The organism is Candidatus Cloacimonadota bacterium (genome assembly GCA_011372345.1).
Lineage (GTDB): Bacteria > Cloacimonadota > Cloacimonadia > Cloacimonadales > TCS61 > DRTC01.
The window spans coordinates 1-2,094 of sequence record DRTC01000667.1 but is presented as its reverse complement, the minus strand read 5'-3'; the positions used below and the strand labels follow the sequence as shown (position 1 = coordinate 2,094).

The following is a 2,094-nucleotide window of genomic DNA, read 5'->3' as shown; positions in this document are numbered from 1 at the left end:
GAACAAAAAATAATTGATTCCTGTAAGAGTTATAATCTTAACCTTGTTAAGAGTATTTTGAAACCAATCAAAGGAATGAGAAATACGATGAAGGAAGAGTATATTCTTTTTTTCAAAAAGGAGAAAAATTGAAATCCGTTGAAGAAAAATATTCCAAAGTAATTGAGAAGAATACTTTTTATTATTTTGATGATGAATTTGAAGATAATTATGAAAAACATATTTTCAGTGTTAAGGAAGCGATTCTATATTTGAAAAATGAAGTAACAAACAATGGATGTAAAAAAGAAGTTTTTGCTAATTTTCTTCGATCAAAGAAAAAAATTGGTATGAAAGCACTTTTAGCATTAACTGGTTTTTCCAACGAAAGTCTGAAAAGATTGATTACCGTAATCAGAATTGTTAATGATGACGAAATTAATGAATTAGTATTCAGAGAAGATTGGGATGATTGTTCTGACAAAAAAGAAATTTCTGAATGGAGCTCTGAAAAGATAACAAAATTTGTAGAAATAAATGATGGCTTCAGAAATGGATTAATAAATATTTTCTTTGAAGGTTCATCGAATAAATTTTTTCAGCAGACTTTACCAACATTTGAATTACAAAAATTAAGTTTAGAAAAACTACAATTCAAAAGCGACGCATTAATCGATACTTTGGCGAGATATAAAGAGAAAGGTTCAAGAGCAGCAAAAGAAAAAAATAATCCTGAAGTGTTGATAGAGAAACTTCTGAGTTCACTTCAAATATCTTTTGAAAAAGGTGATTTGAACGATCTGATCGAATATGAATCGGATACAAAAAGAACAATGGATTTCATTATTCCAAATAAGAAAAATCCTGAAATAATTATCGAAAGCTCATTTCTTACAACAACATCCTCCGGTCAGGGAGATAAATCAAAAACCGAAATTTCTGTTGACTCGCTTTTGAAGAGACATTATCCAAAAGCCAAGTTTATTGGATTTGTTGATGGAATTGGCTGGTATGTCAGAAAAAATGATTTGAAGCGGATGGTTGGTGCTTATGAAGATGTTTTTACTTTCCATACTGATGAAATGGAAAGGTTTAAGAATTTATTAGTAAAGGTCTTCAAATGAAAGAAGAATCTATTAATAAAATAATTCCAGGTGATTGCTTGGAATCTTTCAAAAAGATCCCTGATAATACCATTGATATGACCTTTGCTGATCCTCCATTCAATCTGAAAAAAAAGTATAACAGTTACAAAGATTCTTTGGAATTCAAAGAATATATTGATTGGTGTGAGAAATGGATTTCAGAAATGGTTCGAGTTACAAAACCAACTGGCTCAATTTTTGTTCATAATATCCCAAAATGGTTAACATACTTTTCTGAAATTTTAAATAAAAAAGCAGATTTCAAACATTGGATTTCATGGGATGCTCCAACTGCTCCGATGGGAAAAACTTTACAACCTTCACATTATGGAATTTTGTTTTATGCAAAAAAACAAAAAGAATTGAAATTTTATGAAGTCAGATATCCGCACAAAAGAGATAGAAAAACAGGTATTTTACTCAAAGATTATGGCGGTAAAAAAGCAAGTTTACATCCATTTGGTCCGTTGGTTTCTGATGTCTGGACAGATATTCATCGAATTAAACATAATAAGAAACGAGATCCGCATCCTTGTCAGTTACCAATTCATTTACTCGAAAGATTGATTCTGATGACCACAGACGAAAATGATATTATTCTCGATCCTTTTATGGGAACCGGAACAACTGCAATTGCAGCTAAAAACCTCGGTAGAAAGTTTATTGGTTTTGAAATTGATCAAAACTATGTTGAAATTTCGATGAAAAAAGTGATGAATATTACTACTGAATCGAAAATTGGGAATGTTTGGATCAGCTTTTATTTAGATGAACCGAGAACGATTAGAAATATAGATTGGGAGAATTTATCAAAGTATTTCCTTATACCAGAAGATTTAAGAGAGATTGATTTCCAGAAAATCGAGTTACTGAATAAAAGAGATAATTTTAATCTTATGAACAAACAGTTTCAGCAACAGGTTTTTCAATTTCATAAATAAATGGAATTTATTATGAAGGTTATATTCAT

Annotated in this window: 2 protein-coding genes; both read left to right on the top strand. The window is 30.0% G+C overall.

Translation table 11 applies throughout. The features are described from left to right. Window positions 1-128: 128 nt before the first annotated feature. Window positions 129-1,103 (top strand): hypothetical protein, encoded by a 975-nt coding sequence (locus ENL20_12780; protein ID HHE39425.1) that lies wholly within the window; start codon window positions 129-131, stop codon window positions 1,101-1,103. Further along, a complete protein-coding gene (locus ENL20_12775; protein ID HHE39424.1) occupies window positions 1,100-2,065 on the top strand; it encodes a site-specific DNA-methyltransferase in 966 nt (321 codons plus the stop codon). Before ENL20_12780 ends, ENL20_12775 begins: the two co-directional genes overlap by 4 nt. Window positions 2,066-2,094 lie beyond the last annotated feature (29 nt).